Source organism: Hanstruepera ponticola, assembly GCF_012931685.1.
Classification (GTDB): domain Bacteria; phylum Bacteroidota; class Bacteroidia; order Flavobacteriales; family Flavobacteriaceae; genus Hanstruepera; species Hanstruepera ponticola.
This window is the reverse complement of record NZ_JABANC010000001.1, coordinates 299,823-319,715: the sequence shown is the minus strand read 5'-3', so window position 1 is coordinate 319,715 and position 19,893 is coordinate 299,823. Positions and strand designations below refer to the sequence as shown.

General features: G+C 34.9%; 13 protein-coding genes and 1 tRNA gene. 10 read left to right on the top strand and 4 right to left on the bottom strand.

Going from position 1 to position 19,893, the window contains the following annotated elements; translation table 11 throughout:
• Positions 1-65: 65 nt before the first annotated feature.
• The 4 genes from HGK31_RS01425 to HGK31_RS01410 all read left to right on the top strand — a co-directional run bounded on the left by HGK31_RS01425 (position 66) and on the right by HGK31_RS01410 (position 4,889).
• Entirely contained in the window at positions 66-764 is a 699-nt protein-coding gene (locus HGK31_RS01425; protein WP_191858185.1) for a copper homeostasis protein CutC, read from the top strand.
• Positions 761-3,238, top strand: a complete 2,478-nt coding sequence (locus tag HGK31_RS01420) for a beta-mannosidase (RefSeq protein WP_191858184.1) — start codon at positions 761-763, stop codon at positions 3,236-3,238. Before HGK31_RS01425 ends, HGK31_RS01420 begins: the two co-directional genes overlap by 4 nt.
• Positions 3,239-3,303: 65 nt before the next feature.
• Positions 3,304-4,539 carry a metallophosphoesterase gene (locus tag HGK31_RS01415; RefSeq protein ID WP_191858183.1) on the top strand — a complete coding sequence of 412 codons (1,236 nt, stop codon included), beginning with the start codon at positions 3,304-3,306 and terminating at the stop codon, positions 4,537-4,539.
• Between the two features lie 53 nt (positions 4,540-4,592).
• Positions 4,593-4,889, top strand: coding sequence for a thioredoxin family protein (locus HGK31_RS01410; protein ID WP_103051734.1), 297 nt, complete (start codon positions 4,593-4,595; stop codon positions 4,887-4,889).
• Here the strand turns inward: HGK31_RS01410 and HGK31_RS01405 are convergent.
• Positions 4,886-5,539 carry a polysaccharide deacetylase family protein gene (locus HGK31_RS01405; protein WP_191858182.1) on the bottom strand — a complete coding sequence of 218 codons (654 nt, stop codon included), beginning with the start codon at positions 5,537-5,539 and terminating at the stop codon, positions 4,886-4,888. The genes HGK31_RS01410 and HGK31_RS01405 overlap by 4 nt on opposite strands.
• Positions 5,540-5,549: 10 nt before the next feature.
• A complete protein-coding gene (locus HGK31_RS01400) occupies positions 5,550-8,897 on the bottom strand; it encodes a glycosyltransferase family 117 protein (RefSeq protein ID WP_191858181.1) in 3,348 nt (1,115 codons plus the stop codon).
• Positions 8,898-9,049: 152 nt separating this feature from the next.
• Between HGK31_RS01400 and HGK31_RS01395 the strand changes: the two genes are divergently transcribed.
• Positions 9,050-9,122: transfer RNA gene (locus HGK31_RS01395), tRNA-Gln, on the top strand.
• A 62-nt stretch (positions 9,123-9,184) separates the two neighbouring features.
• Here HGK31_RS01395 and HGK31_RS01390 read toward each other — a convergent pair.
• A complete protein-coding gene (locus HGK31_RS01390) occupies positions 9,185-10,009 on the bottom strand; it encodes a universal stress protein (protein WP_191858180.1) in 825 nt (274 codons plus the stop codon).
• 159 nt (positions 10,010-10,168) lie between these two features.
• On the opposite strand from HGK31_RS01390, the gene rimP reads away from it, so the two are divergent.
• From rimP to infB, 3 genes are read left to right on the top strand one after another with little or no spacing between them, the layout of a single operon-like run.
• Complete coding sequence (rimP, locus tag HGK31_RS01385; protein ID WP_191858179.1) at positions 10,169-10,630, top strand: ribosome assembly cofactor RimP; 462 nt, start codon at positions 10,169-10,171, stop codon at positions 10,628-10,630.
• A gap of 11 nt (positions 10,631-10,641) precedes the next feature.
• Complete coding sequence (gene nusA / locus HGK31_RS01380) at positions 10,642-11,874, top strand: transcription termination factor NusA (RefSeq protein WP_104734800.1); 1,233 nt, start codon at positions 10,642-10,644, stop codon at positions 11,872-11,874.
• Positions 11,875-11,906: 32 nt separating this feature from the next.
• Positions 11,907-14,630, top strand: a complete 2,724-nt coding sequence (gene infB / locus HGK31_RS01375; RefSeq protein ID WP_191858178.1) for a translation initiation factor IF-2 — start codon at positions 11,907-11,909, stop codon at positions 14,628-14,630.
• A 49-nt stretch (positions 14,631-14,679) separates the two neighbouring features.
• On the opposite strand, the gene HGK31_RS01370 is transcribed toward infB, so the two are convergent.
• Positions 14,680-15,078: an SPOR domain-containing protein gene (locus HGK31_RS01370; RefSeq protein ID WP_104734798.1), complete on the bottom strand. Its 399-nt coding sequence runs from the start codon at positions 15,076-15,078 to the stop codon at positions 14,680-14,682.
• 214 nt (positions 15,079-15,292) lie between these two features.
• Between HGK31_RS01370 and HGK31_RS01365 the strand changes: the two genes are divergently transcribed.
• Positions 15,293-16,585: a c-type cytochrome gene (locus tag HGK31_RS01365; RefSeq protein WP_191858881.1), complete on the top strand. Its 1,293-nt coding sequence runs from the start codon at positions 15,293-15,295 to the stop codon at positions 16,583-16,585.
• Positions 16,586-16,657: 72 nt separating this feature from the next.
• Positions 16,658-19,870, top strand: a complete 3,213-nt coding sequence (locus HGK31_RS01360) for a TAT-variant-translocated molybdopterin oxidoreductase (RefSeq protein WP_191858177.1) — start codon at positions 16,658-16,660, stop codon at positions 19,868-19,870.
• The last annotated feature ends 23 nt before the right edge of the window (positions 19,871-19,893 follow it).

Here is a 19,893-nt window from a genome sequence, read left to right as displayed (position 1 = left end):
AGGCAGGAATCTATTTAGAGACTATAATATTAATTAAAGAGATTCCCTCTTTCGAGGGAAATATTATGAAACTAGAAATCTGTGCTAATTCCTACCAATCTGCCGTAAATGCTCAAGAAGCTGGAGCACATCGTATTGAACTCTGTAGTGAATTGTCAGTTGGAGGTGTCACACCAAGTTTCGGCTTGATAAAGCAGGTTATTGAGGATTTATCAATTCCTGTGTTTGTATTGATTCGTCCTCGTAGTGGACATTTTTGTTATTCTGATGCAGAATTTGAAGTTATAAAGCGTGATATTCAAATTTGCAAGGACTTGGGTGTTCAAGGCATTGTGTCTGGTGTTTTAAATGAAGACAATTCTATTGATATCCAAAGAACGCAACAACTTGTAACCTTGTCAAAGCCTATGCAATTTACCTTTCATCGCGCATTCGATTGTGTGCCAAATCCTAAAGAAGCATTAGAAGCATTAATAAATTTAGGTATAGATCGTGTACTAACTTCCGGTCAGCAACCCAAAGCCATTGAAGGTATTGAGCTATTGAAAGAATTAAACCATCAAGCTGAAAGCAGAATCAAAATTTTAGTTGGCAGTGGCATAAATGCTCAAAATGCTAATGCGTTCAAAAAGGCAGGTTTTAAGGAAATTCATGCATCAGCTTCCAAAATTATAAATAATGATGCATCCGTTTTTTTTGGAAATACCCCTCAAACAATTTCTGATGTTAAAAACATTCAAGATATTTTAAAATCGATTCAATGAGACATAGCGTTTTTATCTTCGTTCTAGTGCTTTGTTTGTCTTGTCAATCAAAACATGAAACACCTATAGCTATTGAATTACATAATGGTTGGCAATTTAAACAAGTGGATTCTGATACGTGGTTGCCAGCAAACGTTCCGGGAAGTGTGTTTTCTGATTTGATGGAGAATGGGTTGATTGAAGACCCTTTTATAGCTAATAATGAATCAGAAGTACAAGGTGTTTCTGAAACCGATTGGGAGTATAAAACAAACTTTCAAGTTGATGCTAAAACATTAAAGCGAAAACATATCGAACTCCATTTTGATGGTTTGGATACGTATGCTTCGGTGTTTTTAAATGATAGTTTAGTTCTGAAAACAAATAATGCATTTCGTGAGTTTGCAGTGAATGTCAAACCGCTGTTAAAAGCTGAAAACGAACTACGCATTCTGTTCGAAAACACCTCAAAATATGAAGCGCAAGCCAAAGCAAAACTTAATTATAGCTTACCAGAGGGCAATCGTATTTTTACCCGTAAAGCACAGTTTCAATACGGTTGGGATTGGGGACCAAAACTCAATACTAGCGGAATTTGGCGACCTGTTAAACTTAAAGCTTGGGATGATTTTAAGATTGAAGAATTTTATGTCAAGCAATTAACTTTAGATGAGCAAAAAGCAGGTTTAGCTATTGATGTCAGTGAAAATATTAAATCGGATAAAAATTTGGATTACGTAGTTTATGTGAATGATTCATTAAATTATTCAGTTTCTGAAGTAATAAAATATGATAGCAAGAAAGTACTTCTGCCTATAATAATCGAAAACCCCAAACGCTGGTGGCCACATAATTTGGGCGAACCCTATTTGTACGATATTAAAGTTGTGGTGACAGATGGGGAAACGGTTTTGGATAGTATATCTAAAAAAATAGGATTACGAACTATTGAGCTCGTTACTGAAAAAGATAGTGTTGGCGAATCCTTTTACTTTAAGGTCAATGATGTTCCTGTTTATGCAAAAGGTGCCAATTACATTCCACAAAACAGTTTTCAAAATCAAGTCACAGATGATCATTATGAAAAGCTTTTAAACGATGTGGTTTCGGCCAATATGAATATGCTTCGTGTTTGGGGTGGCGGCATTTATGAAAATGATGTGTTCTATGACTTATGCGATGAAAAAGGGATTCTCGTTTGGCAAGATTTCATGTTTGCCTGTGCTATGTATCCAGGCGATAAAGCGTTTTTAGAAAATGTAGAGCAAGAAGCTGTTGATAATGTGAAACGCTTGAGAAATCATGCGTCTATGGCGTTATGGTGTGGCAATAATGAAAACTCTGAAGGTTGGCATCGTTGGGGTTGGCAAGCCGATAGAAGTGAAGTCGAAAAAAATGAAATTTGGGAAAATTATTTAAAGGTTTTTGATTCTATTTTGCCTAATACGGTTAAACAATATTCAAACATTGATTATTGGGAATCCTCGCCAAAATATGGAAGAGGCAATCCAAAATATGAGTTTGAAGGCGATGCGCACGATTGGTGGATTTGGCATGACGGCTATCCGTTTGAACATTTAGAAACACATGTGCCACGATTTATGAGCGAGTTTGGGTTTCAATCCTTTCCGAGTTATGAAGTCATTAATTATATTAATAAAAAGGATAGTTTAGATATTAGTTCACAAGTCTTTAAAAATCACCAAAAGCATGCTAGAGGGTTTCAAATTATCAACGACTATATGGAACGTGATTTTCCAGTACCAACTCATGCTGAAGATTATGTTTATATAAGCCAACTATTACAAGCTTACGGCATTACCAAAGGCATTGAAGCACAACGCAGAGCAAAACCTTATAACATGGGAACACTATTTTGGCAATTGAACGATTGTTGGCCGGCGGTTTCCTGGTCCAGTATTGATTTCTTTGGCAACTGGAAAGCATTGCATTATAAAGCCAAACGGAGTTTTGAAAATGTATTGATTTCTTCAGAAGTAGAAAATGATATGCTGAAAACAGTTGCTGTAAATGACGCTTTGGACAATATTTCAATTAATTTGACAGTTAGACTGATGGATTTTGACGGCAAAAGCATCATGCATAAGCAGATAAAGGAAATTGTACCATCTAATCGAAGTAAGCAGATATTCAGCTTGGATTTGACAGCTTTGAATTTTGATAAAGAGGCGACTATCTTAAAGATTGAAAGTACAGATCAAATATGGTTACATTATTTTTCGAAACCAAAAGACCTAAAACTCAAACCTGAATCCATTCAACAAAAAATCACAAAAAGCGCAGATGGCTTTAAAATAGAACTATCAAGTGAAACCCTTCAAAAAGATGTATTCTTATTTTGTAATGACAAAGGCCATTTTTCCGACAACTACTTTGATTTGTTGCCAAACGAAGTTAAAACCGTTGAGTTTTATACACAAGCAAGCAGCATAGTATCTTTAAAAATGAAAACTCTAAACGGAATAAAAAATTAACAGAGTATTAAAATACTTCGCTTTAATTGCCAGTATATTTGTAAAGCCTTAAGAAAAAGAGATTTATGTCGCGTTGGATAATAACTATTATAATATTTACAGTAATATTTTTATTTGTGGAGTTATATGCTTTTCAAGTCATTAAAACTTTAACAAGAAACCGATTAATTAAGTGGGCTTGGATTTTAGTTTCTGTTGCGATATATGCCAATTTTCTCTACACCATTTTTTCTACACCAAGAAGCGCTGGTCAAACGGTTGGTTTTCAGTTAGCAGCAGGTTTGTTGTTGACTTTCCTAATTCCAAAGTTGGTGCTACTACTCATTATGTTTGGGGAGGATGTTTTCAGAGTAATAAGAAAACTTTTTTCAATTGCATCGTCTGGAGAAACTGAAATGTTTACCAGCAGAAGAGCTTTTATTTCAAAAATAGCATTAGGTATTGCTGCCATTCCATTTGCCTCGTTTTTATATGGAATTTGGCAAGGTCGTTACAACTACAAAGTTTTGAAATATCAGGTGTTTTTTGAAGATTTACCTGAAGCTTTTGACGGGTTTACAATTACTCAAATTTCTGATATTCATTCAGGAAGTTTTACCAACAAAGAAAAGATTGAATATGGTGTTGCCTTGATAAATGAACAGCAATCCGATCTTATGTTATTCACAGGCGATATTGTAAATAATATGGCAACTGAAATGGATGATTGGATAGATGTTTTTAAACGGTTAAAAGCACCTTATGGAAAATATTCCATTTTAGGTAATCACGACTATGGTGATTATGTACAATGGGAAAAGCCAGAAGATAAACTTAAAAATTTTCAAGCAGTAAAAGATATTCATCCTAAAATAGGATTTGATTTATTGCTTGATGAACACCGCTATATAGAAAAAAATGGTCAGAAATTAGCTTTAATTGGAGTAGAGAATTGGGGAAAAGGATTTAATCAAGCGGGTGATTTGGATAAAGCATCATCTCAAGTTAATAAAGAAGATTTTAAAATATTAATGACACATGATCCATCGCATTGGGAATACCGAGTTAAACAGGATGATTTTAATTATCATTTGACTTTAAGTGGTCATACTCATGGTTTACAAATGGGGATTGAAATACCGGGATTTTTTAGATGGAGTCCGTCACAATATGTTTATAAACAATGGGCTGGATTGTATAATGAATTTGGTAGATTTATAAATGTGAATAGAGGTTTTGGTTATCATGCCTTTCCTGGACGTGTTGGAATATGGCCCGAAATAACGGTTATCGAGCTTAAAAAAGGTGTGAATAACGTATAATCAACTGAAAATATTATATTTGTAATATAAGATTTGACTAAAAACTTTAACGTATGTCAAAATTTGGGGAACTTATAGATGTAAATATTCCTGTGCTGTTAGACTTTTTTACAGAATGGAATGAGCAATCCACCGCTATGCACGCAGTTTTGAGAGACGTTGCTGCTGCACTTGGAGATAAAGCCAAAGTCATTAAAATTGATGTTGATAAAAATAAAGAACTAGCTGAAGCATTGCGCGTCAAAGGCTTACCAACATTAATTATCTACAAAAATGGCGAAATGAAATGGCGCCATAGCGGCGAACAAGATGCTAATACCTTAATAGGCATTATTCAAGAGTATGTTTAGACATTTAAAGCTTTAAACGAATATCCTTTTTCACTAAAATATTTCAAAACTTTTGGAAGTGTAAACATCAAGTTTCTTGATGCTTTTAGGCTATCATGGAATACTATGATGCTACCGGATTGAGCTTTGCTTATCACGTTATTTAAACAGGTTTCAGGTTTTACATTTTTATCCCAATCAAACGACAAAACATTCCACATAATTATTTTATAGTCAAGATCTAAGAGAGCTTTGCCTTGTTTGGGTTTTATTTGACCATAAGGTGGTCTAAACAATTTTGAACCGCAATATTCTCGTTTTTCTAGTTCAGTATCAATACTATTTTGACAAGCTTCAATATCAGAAATATAATCAGTTTTTTTTATTAGCCAGCCTTTTAAATGAGTGTTAGAATGATTACCTATAGCATGACCATTATCAAGAATATTATGAAAGATATTAGTATGCTTTTTTATGTTATTACCTATGCAAAAAAATGTTGCTTTTGCGTTATACTTATTTAGTGTTTTAAGTGTCCAATTAGTTATTTGTGGTGTTGGGCCGTCGTCAAAAGTTAGATAGAGCACCTTATCCGTTTCTTGAAGCTCCCAAATATAGTCTGGGAGCATTTTTTTAATTACCAAAGGTGTTTTAACAGGGATGATTCCCATTGTTTTTAATTTATTCTTCAGGTTCAATGACACTACTGTCCTCATTGATTAAATCCAAATCCAATGGCGTTATTTCTTCTTCTGTTGGTGCGTCTTCATAAAAGTGCTTGAATAAATTCAAAAAGTTTGAAAAAGTCTTGGCTTCTTGAGCGCCAAAATCTTCGTCGTATTCAATAACCACATCAACAATACTTTTATAGCGTTCAATATCAGTGTAAATTTCTTCAAAAACTCTTCTTTGTTGTTCAGCATCTAACTTACTGTAATAGGTTAAGTTTTCTTGATATTTATTGGCAACTTCCTTGAATAACTTTTGAGCCTTTTCAGTTGCACCTGTTTCATAATAAGCACCAATATAAGGTTCTAATAATGTATAATAACCAAAATAATCAACTGGCATATTTTCCATAGCTATATCAGCTATTTCTTCAGCTTTTTCTAGCTTTTCTTCATTGATTAATTGTTCAATTAACCTAGCTAGATTGCCACGATAGGTAATGGAATTTCGCCTAGTTTCAATATCATGGTATATATCAGGATTTCCACTATTTCCCCAATCCCAATTCACAACTTTTTCATACATTAAGTCACTATCAACACGTCCCATATCAAACGGATTTGCTTTATCAACAGGTGTTTTAATAGGAACTAGTTTATAAGCCATACCATCTAACTGTAGGTAGTCTTTCATCCAAATATAGTCATCATTTCCAAAGGCACCACCTGTAAAGTAAATAGGTCGCTCCCAGTTATTATTGGCAACAATATCAAGCATTAAAAGCCTGTTTTTATAGAGTGCACCATCAGTTATTTTAATATCTATATAATCCACTATTTCGGCAGAATCTTTTTCTTTTACAATTCCAGATTCAATAGCATTTTTCTTGTTAACTGGAATACGAATATTTTCAACTGGGAAGTAATTTGAATTAACTAACTGCGAAGGATAGTAACTTGGATCTTCACCCTGCTGTTGTAAAACGTACTTAAATTTTGTTTTAGGATTGTCACTGGTTACAAAATTTAGAAAATCATCTATCATTAGAGTGTCCGTATTCAACAATCTTTGAGGACGTCCTTTAGAATCATAGATAAAAAGCTTTTTCATGATATAGTCACGTGTACCATAACGATATTGATCATGGGTTAAGGATGATGGAACGGGATCACTTTCATAAGCTTTTCGCTTCATTTGGTCTATATACCAATCGGTTTGAAATAAGCTGGTATTAACTACACGAACATCTGTTCTATAACCTTCAATTTCTTGGGCGTACCAGAGTGCAAAAGTGTCATTGTCACCAATTGAGAATAAAATACCATTTTCACCACATGAATCCAGATATTTTTTTGCCATGGCATTGGCAGTATATTTGCCAGAGCGATCATGATCATCCCAATTATTGGCAACTAAAACACCAGGTACTAATATTAAACAAACAATGACTACTATTGGTGCTAATAATTTTGACTGGAATTTTGATTTCAAACCATCAATTATCGCATAAACTCCAAATCCAATCCAGAGCGCAAATACATAAAACGAACCAACTACCGAATAATCCCGCTCACGAGGTTCAAACGGTCGAACGTTGGTATAAACTTGTATGGCTAGACCTGTAAACAGAAAGAAGACTAGCATAACCCAAAACAGCTTTTTGTCTTTATTGAACAGAAAGAATAGCCCAATAAGACCCAGTATAAATGGTAAGAAAAAGTAGGTGTTTCTAGCTTTGTTATTTTTTACGTCGCCTGGGAGATCTTTTTGAGATAAATCCAAATGCCATTCATCAATAAAGCCAATACCACTTATCCAGTTTCCATGGTTGTCATACTTTCCTTGAATATCATCTTGTCTTCCAACAAAATTCCACATAAAATAACGCCAATACATATAACCTAATTGGTATTCCAACATATAGGCAACATTACTGCCTAAAGATGGTTTTTCAACATCTATATACTGGCTAAACTGTTTTAAAAATGCGTGATAATCTTCATAATCAACCATGCTATTGGCCACATCATTTTTAAAATTTGAAACTGCTGCACGCAATTCGTTTTCCATTTGGTATTCAGGCTTTAATTTAAAATCTAAATAGCCTGTAAAAATCATGTAATTTTCTGCATTTTCACCGCTCCACATTCTTGGTAATATAGAAGCATGATCGGCATTATAATTTTGTCTGGCTTTTTCCCAGTCATTTATAATAACGTATTTACCTGTTTTTTCATCCTTTTCATAATTCGGCTTGTCATCTATATAAGGCTCGTTTTCATCAAGACCAGAATATTGATCTGTAAATTGTGGACCATAAAACAAATGGGTTTCAGGATATTGTTCCAAGTTATAGTATGCCAAAAGCTCGCGAGCATCCGAAGGGTCATTTTCATTAATAACCACGTTGGCATTGGCGCGAATTGGTAACATCATCCAAGAAGAGAATCCAACCACTACAAAAGTTACGCAAAGAATAGCAGTGTTTAAGTGTTTATAGCCTTTATCTTTTGTGTATTTTAAACCAAAATAAATTAAAGCAACCAAAAGAATACCTGCTATTATTGATCCCGAGTTAAAAGGTAAGCCAATAGAATTCACGAAGAAAATTTCCATAGCACTGAAGTACCTCAATATGTTTGGTGCTAATAATTTAAAGATAAAAAGAAGAATAGCAACTGAAACTACATTGGCAACAATAAAACCTTTGATAGTAACTTCTTTATAATTTTTAAAATAATAAATAAGCCCAATCGCCGGAATGGTTAATAATCCCATAAAATGCACCCCAAATGAAAGACCTATAACAAAAGCAATTAATATCAACCAACGATTGCCTCGTGGTGTATCCATTTCACGTTCCCAACGCAATGCCAGATAGAATAAAACAGACATAATTAAGGTTGCCATGGCGTACACTTCTGTTTCAACAGCATTAAACCAAAAAGAATCTGTAAAAGCAAATGCCAAACTCCCAACTAAAGAACTCCCTAAAATGGCAATCTTATTAGTTTTTGATAGCGTGTCTTCATTTCCAATTAATTTTCTTAACAATAATGAAATTGTCCAAAACATAAATAAAATCGTGAATGCACTTGAAACGGCACTCATCATATTCATCATATAGCCTATTAATTCATTATTGCCAAATGTGAAAGTTGAGAAAAATGCACCGAACATTTGGAACAAAGGTGCTCCAGGTGGATGCCCAACTTGTAGTTTTGAAGAGGTTAAAATGTATTCGCCAGCATCCCAAAAACTTACAGTGGGTTCTACCGTTAGACTATAAGTGATTAAAGCAACTAAAAATGAAAACCAAGATAACAAAGTGTTCCATTTTCTAAAGCTGATATGTGCCATGTAATTGAAGTTTGAAAGATTAGGCGAATTTAACAATAAATATCAAATCAAAAATACTTTTAAGGAAACGTTAAGTTTTGAAAGGTTATTTTATTTAAAAAATGTTTGCGCAAACAAAACTTTGTTTTAAATTTGCATCCTCAATTGCACAATGGCCTATGGTGTAACTGGCAACACGTCTGGTTTTGGTCCAGAAGAGTCTAGGTTCGAGCCCTAGTAGGCCAACAAGTAAGTAAAAAATCCTAATCATTTGATTAGGATTTTTTTATTTGATTAGTTTGGAATAGTTATATTTTAAAAGTTATCACAGGTCGTTTCGCATGATTTACCAAATCTTCACTAATACTACCATTGAAGAAATGGGCAATGCCTTGTCTGCCATGGGTACTAATACCAATTAAATCTGCACCAATGATATGGGAGAAATTCATGATGCCTTTCTCAACAGATTCATCATTGTAAATAGAAATTGAATAATTTTCAAAATCGTAACCTTCAATAAAATCTAAAATACGAGCTTTTGCCGTTGCTGTGGTAATAAAGTTGTTAGCCGTGTTTACAAAAAGTAAATGAATTTTGGCATCAAAAGCTTTAGCCAATTCGGTTGCTTGTTTATATGTTTCTTTGTTATCATTTTTAAAATCAGATGCAAAAACAAAATTGTCAATCTTGAATTCTTCATGTTCATTTTTAATTACTAAAACAGGGACTTCGGCAGTTCTTACAACCTTTTCAGTGTTTGAACCTATAAACATTTCTTTAAAACCACTAGCTCCATGCGAGCCCATGATAATGAGGTCGATATTATGCTCTATACATGTGTTTTTTATGCCTGTAAAAGTTTGATTGAAATCTACAGTCTCATGAACTACAACATCCTTTAGGTAGTCTTGGCTCATAGTTTGCTCAAACTTTTTATGAGCTAGTTTCATAAAGAACATGGCTTCAGGTAATTCACTATGTTGGCTTAAAGCATCTACCTGATGAAGCGGTAGTTCAAGCATATGTAAAAGGTAAATTTCGCTATCGTGTTTTTTGGCTAATTGAGCAGCAACTTGTAGTGCGTTTTCGGCTTGCTTTGAGAAATCAGTTGGAACGAGTATTTTTTTCATAAATGAAATTTTCAGAATTGTTTTAGTAGTCACTAAATTTAAGAAAAAAAATGATATTCCTATCATTATGCAATTCAATTTAATTATTGTATATTTGCACCGTTGAAAGAAAAAAGAATAAATGAGGGGACGGAAAGTCCCCTCTTTTTATACCAAAAAATGTTTAGAGAAACTGTAGAGAAATTATTGGTCGATGGCTTAAGTGAACGGGAAGATTTGTTTCTGATTGATTTTACCATTTCTAACGACAATAGTATAAAAGTAATTATTGATGGTGACCGTGGTGTTACTGTTGATGATTGCGTTTTTGTTAGTAGAGCTATTGAGCACAATTTGGATAGAGAAGAACAGGATTTTTCTTTAGAAGTTGCTTCAGCTGGAGCAGCGGCACCATTAGTAAATCAAAGACAATACGTCAAAAATATTGGTAGAAATCTTGAAGTTTTGACAAACGATGGTAAAGTTGAAGGTACACTAGAGAATGCTAATGATGATGGTATTACCTTGAAATGGAAGGCGCGTGAACCAAAACCAGTTGGCAAAGGTAAAGTGACTGTTCAAAAACAGGCTGAAATAGCCTATGGAGATATAGTAGAAGCAAAAGTTATGATAAAATTTTAATTAAAAGAGATATGGAAAATCTTGCGTTAATTGAGTCTTTTTCAGAATTTAAGGACGATAAATTAATAGATCGTGTTACGTTGATGGCGATTTTAGAAGATGTTTTTAGAAATGCACTAAAAAAGAAATTTGGTGATGATGATAATTTTGACATCATTATCAATCCAGATAAGGGTGATTTAGAAATTTGGAGAAACCGTGTGGTTGTTGCTGATGGCGAAGTAGAAGAACCTAATCAGGAGATATCTTTATCTGAAGCAAGAAAAATTGAGCCCGATTTTGAGGTTGGTGAAGATGTATCAGAAGAAGTAAAGTTAATTGATTTAGGTCGTCGTTCTATCTTGGCATTAAGACAGAATTTGATTTCTAAAATCCATGAACATGATAATACTAATATCTATAAGCAATTTAAAGATTTAGTAGGTGATATTTATACGGCAGAAGTACATCACATACGTCACAGAGCTGTTATATTGTTAGATGATGAAGGAAATGAAATCATTCTTCCTAAAGAAAAACAAATTCCATCAGATTTCTTTAGAAAAGGAGATAATGTACGTGGTATTATTGAAAGCGTTGAACTAAAAGGCAATAAGCCAGCTATAATCATGTCAAGAACAGCACCTGAATTTTTAGAGAAGCTGTTTGAGCAGGAAATTCCTGAAGTATTTGATGGATTGATTACTGTTAAAAAAGTAGTGAGAATTCCTGGTGAAAAAGCAAAAGTTGCTGTAGATTCTTATGATGATAGAATAGATCCAGTAGGTGCTTGTGTAGGCATGAAAGGTTCAAGAATTCATGGTATTGTCCGTGAGCTTGGAAATGAAAATATTGACGTTATAAATTACACCAATAATTTACAGTTGTTCATTACTAGAGCATTAAGTCCTGCAAGAGTTACGTCAATTAAAATAGATGAGGAAAACAAACGAGCTGAAGCTATTTTAAAACCAGAAGAGGTGAGCAAAGCTATTGGTCGCGGTGGTCACAATATCCGTTTGGCTGGTCAGCTAACAGGTTATGAAATAGATGTGTTTAGAGAAGGTGCAGAGGAAGATGTTGAATTACGTGAGTTCACTGATGAAATTGATGCATGGATTATTGATGAATTCAGTAAAGCTGGATTAGATACGGCTAAAAGTATTTTAGAGCAGGAAGTAGATGATTTGGTAAAGCGTACCGATTTAGAAGAAGAAACAATTTTAGACGTCATCAGAATTCTTAAAGAAGAATTTGAAGATTAAATATATTTTTTAGGTTATATTAAAGGCGATTTATGGCTGAAACAATTAGATTAAATAAAGTATTACGTGAACTTAACATCTCTCTAGATCGAGCTGTGGAGTATTTAGACTCCAAAGGCATTGAAATAGAGAAGCGTCCAACTACAAAAATATCTGAAGAGGTACACAACCTTCTGCAAGATGAATTTGAAACGGATGCTAACAAAAAAGCAAAGTCACAGGAAGTAAGCGAGGCGAAACAGAAGGAAAAAGAAGCTTTAAGGATTCAACGTGAGCGTGAGTTAGAGGAAAAAGAACAAGCTAAAGCCAAAAGAGAAGCTGCGCAAAAAGAAAAAGAACAAGAGGTAGTTAAAGCAAAATCAACACTTTCTGGACCTAAACAAGTTGGTAAGATTGATCTGGAGGCCGACAAAAAGAAGCCTGCAAAAACCAAAGAAGTTGAAGAAGCTAAAGTTGAGGAGGTCAAGCCGGAAAAAGAATCTCCAAAAACTGTTGAGCCTAAAAAGGAAAAAGTAGCTAGCAAGCCTAAAGAAGCCACGCCTAAAAAAGCTAAAGAAGTTGAAGCGTCAGAAGATGCACCAGAAGAAAAGGTAGAAACACAATACCAAAAACTTTCTGGGCCAAAAATTGCTGGTGACAAAATTGATCTAACGCAGTTTAACAAACCAAAAAAGAAAAAAGAAGACAAAAAATCTGACTCAAAAGATTCAAGTTCTACCAGAAAAAAACGTCGTCGTATAAGCAAAGCTGGAGCACCAGGAGCTGCTGGAAATAATAACAATAGAGGTGGTGGTAATGATCGCTTTAAGGGTAAGGGCAAAGGAAGACGTAATGTTGTTAAAGAAGAGCCAAGTGAAGAAGAAGTACAAAAACAAGTACGTGAAACACTAGAAAAACTTCAAGGTAAGTCTAGCAAAGGTAAAGGAGCAAAGTATCGTCGTGAAAAACGTGAACAGCATAGAGAACAAACTGAAAAGGATTTGCAAGCAGAAGCAGCTGAAAGTAAGGTGCTTAAGGTTACTGAATTTGTAACAGCTAGTGAAGTAGCAACTATGATGAATGTTTCTGTTACCGAAATTATTTCAGCTTGTATGTCATTAGGAATGATGGTTACGATGAATCAGCGATTAGATGCTGAAACGTTAACAATCGTAGCTGAAGAATTTGGTTATGAAGTTGAGTTTGTAACGGCTGATATAGAAGAGTCATTTGAAGAAGTTGAGGATAAACCAGAAGATTTACAACCTCGTGCACCAATAGTTACAGTTATGGGTCACGTAGATCATGGTAAAACCTCATTACTAGATTACATTCGTGAAGAAAATGTAATCGCTGGCGAGTCAGGTGGAATCACACAGCACATAGGAGCCTATGGTGTGGAACTTGAGAACGGTCAAAAAATAGCATTTCTTGATACACCAGGTCACGAAGCTTTTACGGCCATGCGTGCTCGTGGTGCTCAAGTTACTGATATAGCAATTATTGTTATTGCTGCAGATGATGATATCATGCCGCAAACTAAAGAAGCAATTTCACATGCTCAAGCAGCAAGTGTCCCAATTGTTTTTGCAATAAATAAAATAGATAGACCTACAGCAAATCCGGATAAGATTAAAGAAGGTTTAGCAAATATGAATCTCTTGGTTGAAGATTGGGGTGGAAAAATCCAGTCCCACGATATTTCTGCAAAAACGGGAGATGGTGTTAAAGAATTACTAGAGAAAGTATTGCTTGAAGCTGAGTTATTAGAACTTCAGGCAAATCCAGATAAAGCAGCTCAAGGTACCGTAGTTGAAGCCTTTTTAGATAAAGGAAGAGGTTATGTTTCAACGATTTTGGTTCAAGCTGGAACGCTGAAAGTTGGTGATTATGTATTGGCAGGTAAAAACAGCGGTAAAGTAAAAGCTATGCATGATGAGCGTGGTAATGAAGTAATAGCTGCTGGACCATCAACACCAGTATCAATACTTGGTTTAGATGGAGCACCTCAAGCAGGTGATAAATTTAATGTATTTGAAGATGAGCGTGAAGCTAAACAAATTGCAACCAAACGTACACAATTGCAACGTGAACAATCGGTTAGAACGCAGCGCCATATTACATTAGATGAAATAGGCCGTCGTATTGCATTAGGCGATTTCCAAGAATTAAATATCATATTAAAAGGTGATGTTGATGGTTCGGTTGAAGCCTTGACGGATTCGTTCCAAAAATTATCAACTGAAGAAATTCAGGTCAATATCATTCATAAAGGTGTTGGTCCAATTACGGAGAGTGATGTGTTATTAGCTTCAGCTTCAGACGCAGTGATTATTGGATTTAATGTAAGGCCAATGGGTAATGCGCGTCAGATTGCAGATAAAGAAGAAATTGATATCAGAATGTATTCAATTATTTATGATGCAATCAATGATCTTAAAGACGCTATGGAAGGTATGTTGTCTCCAGAGTTAAAAGAAGAAATTACAGGTACTGCTGAAATTAGAGAAATCTTTAAGGTTTCTAAAATTGGTAGTATTGCTGGATGTATGGTAACTAGTGGTAAAATATACAGAAATTCTGGTGTAAGATTAATTCGTGATGGTGTAGTGGTTTACACTGGAGAATTAGCTTCGTTAAAACGCTTTAAAGACGACGTTAAAGAAGTGTCTAAAGGCTACGATTGCGGTATGCAAATTAAGAATTATAACGACATTAAAGAAGGTGATATTATTGAAGCATTCCAAGAAGTTGAGGTTAAGAAAAAACTAAAATAAGTTTAATAGAATTATAAAAAAAAGCGACCAATTGGTCGCTTTTTTTGTTTTAATCTCTCTCTTTTTTAGGCTTAAAAACAAAAGCGTTTTGAAATTCTTTTTGAACTTTAACTAAACTTCTGTCCGCCTCCAATCTGCTTCGATAATTTCCAACCCAAACTTTGTAATTTGGTGTTTCAAATTCTAAAGTAGCAAGTAATTCAGGCATTTTTAATCTGATTTTTGATTTAGCCTTTTCCGCATCTTGACGGTTGCCGGAATATATTTGAATTTTATAGCGGTCAGAATCATTATCGTAAAGGTTCATGTCCTTTTTTAAAGCTAATAATTTAACTAAATCTTGATCTTGGTTGATGGTAACACCACCTTGTTGTGCAAAAGAATTAGTGGTCAATAAAGCCAAACTAAAAACTAGAGTTATTTTGAATATATCTGTCAATAATTTCATTTTCAATGGTATTTAATGCAAATGTAAATGATAATAACTAAAACTTCGGGTATTTTATTATTTAGAATTTCTCTAAATTACCAATTAACACTTCTGTAACATTTCTCAAATCGACTTTAAATGTTACTTTTGCATGAGATTTTATTATTGTATTTTTTTCTTTTATTAAATGAAAAAATCATACCAAAGTTTAGAAGTTAATTCAACCAATAATATGAAACAGGTGAATCACCGAAAATTAGGCAAGAACATTCTCCGTTTAAGTTTAATTATTTTATTAGCGTTTTCTACCTCACTTTCTGCTCAAGAAGGCGATCCGGCAAAAGGGAAATCTTTATTTAATGCAAACTGTGCTGCTTGTCATAAATTAGACAAGAAGATGACAGGACCTGCGCTACGAAAAGTAGAGCAAAGACTTTCAGAGGAGCAAGGATTGGATAGAGAATGGTTAGCAGCATGGATTAGAAACAGTTCTGCTGTTATAAAGTCTGGAGATGCTTATGCCAATAAAATCTATGATGAGTATGGTGGAGCAGCAATGACTGCTATGCCGCAATTAACAGATGAAGATATTAGTCATATTCTTGCTTACACAGCTGAAGATGTTCCAGAACCAGTAGTTGCGCAAGTAACAGGAGGACAAGAAGGTGGTGGAAGTCAAGAAGGTGGTATTTCAAACCAATTAATACTAGGTGCATTAGCGGTATTATTTGCTTTGTTGGCTATGGCGCTTATTTTGGTTAGACAAACACTTAACCGTTTTGCTGAAGCTAAAGGTGTTGATGTATCTGAAACAAAAGGTACGCCAATATGGAAGGCTTTTGCTCAAAATCAGTTTTTAGTTTTGGTAACAGCCATTTTCCTATTATTAGCAAGTGGTTATTTTGCCTATGGCTATTTCATGCAGATTGGTATTGATCAAGGTTACCAACCGGTTCAACCTATCCATTATTCACACAAAATTCATGCTGGCGATAATGGTATTGATTGTAAATATTGTCACTCATCAGCGCGAGTAAGTAAACATTCAGGAATTCCTTCTTTGAATGTTTGTATGAATTGTCATAAATCTATTTACGAAGTAGCACCTGAAACGGCTACAGAAGAGTATAGTAAAGAATTTTATGACGGTGAAATCAAAAAGCTTTATGCAGCTGTTGGATGGGATGATGCCGAGCAAAAGTATACAGGTGAAACGCAACCAGTTAAATGGGTGAGAATTCACAATTTACCTGATTTTGCTTATTTCAATCACTCGCAGCACGTTTCTGTTGCTGGTATAGAATGTCAAACTTGTCATGGTCCTGTTGAAGAAATGGAAATCATGTATCAGCATGCACCACTTACTATGGGATGGTGTATCAACTGTCATAGAGAGACAAATGTAAATGTAAAAGACAACGCATACTACGATAAAATTCATGCTGAATTATCTAAAAAATATGGAGTAGACCAATTGACAGCTGCTCAAATGGGTGGTTTGGAATGTGGTAAGTGTCATTATTAATAAAGAAAAAGTAGTTATGGTGGAAGGGAAATCTAACAACCATTAACTAACAACTAATAACTAGTAATAAATATGTCATCAAACAAGAAATACTGGAAAAGTGTTGAAGAGCTAAACGAGAATAGCTCTGTTGTTGAGACGCTAAAACAAAACGAATTTGTTCAAGAGATTCCTACGGATGAGTTTTTAGGTAACAAAGACTCTTTGGAAAGCTCTAAAACAACACGTCGTGATTTCTTAAAATATGTTGGTTTTAGTACAGCTGCAGCTTCTTTGGCTGCCTGCGAAGGGCCAGTTATTAAGTCAATTCCGTATGTAGTGCAACCAGAGGAGATTATTCCTGGTGTTGCCAACTATTATGCTACAACTATAGCTGACGGATTTGATTTTGCAAGTGTTTTAGTTAAAACAAGAGAAGGTCGTCCAATCAAAATTGAAAATAATACCATGGCAGCTACTAACGGTAGTGCAAATGCTAGGGTAAATGCTTCGGTTTTAGGTTTGTACGATAGTTTAAGAGTTCAAGGTCCATTAAAAGAAGGCGAGCCTATTTCATGGAGTGATTTTGATGCTCAAACAACTCAAAAATTAAACAGTCTAAAAGCTTCTGGTAAACAAATTGTGTTGCTAACGCAAACTTATGCAAGCCCATCAACTAGAAATTTAATAGCTGATTTTAAAGAAGAATACGGAAATGTAAATCATGTGATTTATGATGCTATATCCGAGTCGGCTGCTTTAGAAGCTTTTCAACAGCGATATAATAAAAGAGGTCTAGCTGATTATGATTTTTCAAAGGCCATGACTATTGTTTCTGTTGGTGCTGACTTTTTAGGTGATTGGCAAGGTGGCGGATTTGATTCGGGTTATGCGAAAAACAGAGTGCCAGATCATGGTAAAATGTCTCGCCATATTCAGTTTGAATCTAATATGTCTTTAACAGGTGCCAATGCTGACAAGCGTGTGCCTATGACACCAACACAACAAAAATTGGCGTTAGCTAAATTGTATAGTGAAGTTGTTGGAGAATCAGTTTCAGTTAACTTGCCTGAACATATTGCACAAGCGGTAAGTAAGGCAGCATCTGAATTGAAAAAAGCAGGAAAGAAAGCTGTTGTTGTTACAGGTATCCAAGACGTCAATGCACAAGCAGTTGTTTTGGAAATTAATGAGTACTTAAATAGTGCAGCTTTCAATAGTGAAGCTTCAATAAAAACGAGACAAGGAAATGACAAAGCAGTAGCACAACTTATAACTGATATGAATGCAGGTAAGGTTGGGGCAGTTATTATGAGTGGAGTAAATCCATTATATACATTGCCTAATGCTGATGAATTTGCTGCTGGATTAGAAAAAGCAGAATTATCAATTGCTTTCTCCATGAAAGCTGATGAAACATCATCAAAATGTCAATATATTGCTGCTGCGCCACATTATTTAGAATCTTGGGGTGATGTTGAAATGAAATCAGGTCATTACAGTTTAATGCAGCCTGCTATTCGTCCATTGTTTGATACCAGACAATTTCAAGAAGGTTTAATGAAATGGACTAATAATACGAGTAAATCTTACCATGATTATATAAAATTAATCTGGAATGAAGATATTTTGAGAGGAGGTTCTTTCAATAAAGCACTTCACGATGGTTTCTTTGTTAGTAATACAGCCGAATATGACGATTTAGATGTTTTAGAAGGTGAGACAACAAAAGATAAAACTTGGGTCGGAGGTATTATTGATGACGTAGCCGAAGGTGTTGGAATAAAGGACAAAGAAGAAGATAATAATTCGAGTGTTTCAACTGAATCAAATACCGCTTCTTCAGCTGTTTCTGTAAGAAGTGCTGCTAATTCTCTTGCTGGTGCAACTGCGCCTAGCGATATGGAATTGGTGTTATATTCTAAAACTGGGATGGGAGATGGACAACAAGCCAATAACCCATGGTTACAAGAATTTCCAGATCCAATTTCAAGAGTATCTTGGGATAACTATTTGACCGTTTCTAGAGCTGATGCTGAAAGAATAGGCCTTGAAAATATTCATGTAGCAACAGGAGCTTTAGATGGTAGCTATGCTGATGTTACAGTTAATGGTAAAACATTAAAAAACGTGCCTGTACTTATTCAACCTGGTCAAGCTAAAGGTTCTGTTGGTTTATCTTTTGGATATGGACGTACGGCAGGTTTAAAAGAAGAAATGAAAACAGGCGTTAATGCCTATACATTATATCACGATTTTAATAACGTTCAAAGCGTTAGTGTTTCGCCTGCTGCAGGTATGCATGAGTTTGCTTGTGTGCAGTTGCATAATACGTTAATGGGTCGTGGTGATATTATAAAAGAAACAACTCTAGAGATTTTCAATACAAAGGATAAGGAACACTGGAACGCTATTCCTGTGGTTTCGTTAAATCACAAAGAAACTCCAGTAACTTCTCCAGATGTTGATTTATGGGATGAATTTGATCGTTCAATTGGTCACCATTTTAACTTATCTATAGACTTGAACGCTTGTACAGGTTGTGGTGCATGTGTAATTGCATGTCACGCTGAAAACAATGTGCCTGTAGTTGGTAAGGAAGAAGTACGTCGTAGTCGCGATATGCACTGGTTACGTATTGATAGATATTATTCATCTGAAGAAACCTTTGATGGTGATAATACTAAAAAGGACGAAACAAAAGGGCTAGCCATGACTACTGCTTTAGGAGAAATGGAAAATCCTTCTGATAACCCACAAGTTGCTTTCCAGCCTGTAATGTGTCAACATTGTAATCATGCACCATGTGAAACGGTTTGTCCAGTTGCGGCAACATCACATGGACGTCAAGGGCAAAATCATATGGCATATAACCGTTGTGTAGGTACACGTTATTGTGCAAACAACTGTCCGTATAAAGTACGTCGTTTCAACTGGTTCTTGTACGCTCAAAATGATGAGTTTGATTACCATATGAATGATGATTTAGGACGTATGGTTTTAAATCCAGATGTGACAGTTCGTTCTCGTGGTGTTATGGAAAAATGTTCTATGTGTATTCAAATGACACAAAAGACAATTCTTGATGCGAAACGTGATGGACGTGAAATTAAGGATGGTGAGTTCCAAACAGCATGTTCAGCAGCTTGTAGTAGTGGTGCCATGGTATTTGGAGATATCAACGACAAAGAGAGTAAAGTTGCAAAACTTAAAGAAGATGACCGTATGTATCACTTGTTGGAAAGTGTAGGTACTAAACCAAACGTTCAGTATCATACTAAAGTGAGAAATACAACTGAAGCATAAAAAAATTAATTAAGAAACAATTA